1 protein-coding gene is annotated in these 698 nt (G+C 50.7%); it reads left to right on the forward strand.

Annotation, left to right across the window (positions count from 1 at the left end; genetic code table 11):
* Nucleotides 1-90 precede the first annotated feature (90 nt).
* The coding region (locus ABEA08_RS09460) for an ISAs1 family transposase (protein WP_345335057.1) at nt 91-698 on the forward strand (608 nt) is incomplete at its 3' end.

A 698-nucleotide genomic window follows, 5' to 3' on the forward strand; every position in this document is an offset into this window, starting at 1 on the left:
CAGGGCGGGATCGTACTTTGTTAATGGAAGTTGATACCAGCGATCTGCTGTGATCTAATCGGGCTCTCCGTCATCATAGATCCCCCCCAAATGACCCTGATTGAACACCTCACCGTTATTGAAGATAACCGCTCAGACATCAACCAGAGACATGACCTTGTTGACGTTATGTTTTTGGTTATCAGCGCCATCATGGCTGGTGCCGAGGGTTGGCGAGATATCGAAACTTATGGTGACTCGAAATTGGGCTGGCTCAGGCAGTATCGTCCGTTCGAAGCTGGGATACCACGCCGTCACACCATTGCTCGGATCCTTCGTGCTGTTGTCGCAGAAACTCTGCTTTTGGCCTTGATGAACTGGGTCAATGAGCACCGAGAGCAGCAAGGGAAAACTGTCATTGCCTTGGATGGTAAAGTCCTCAGAGGCTCCTATCGTAACGATTCCAAAACGGCTCTACAGATGGTGACGGCGTATGATGCCACCAATGGATTAGTACTGGCTCAAAAGCCGACTGCAACCAAGCGCGGAGAGATCCCAGTTGTTCGGGACATCCTCGAAGTACTGGAGATCAAGGGTGGAGTCATCACACTAGACGCTCTCCACTGTCAGCGTGAAACGCTGGAAAAAATCAGCGAGAAAAAGGGTCATGTCGTCGCTCAGGTTAAGAAGAACCAGCCCAAGCTGTTTGAGGCTGTCAA

It is taken from the genome of Ferrimonas pelagia (genome assembly GCF_039543565.1).
In the GTDB taxonomy this organism is placed as follows: Bacteria; Pseudomonadota; Gammaproteobacteria; order Enterobacterales; family Shewanellaceae; genus Ferrimonas; species Ferrimonas pelagia.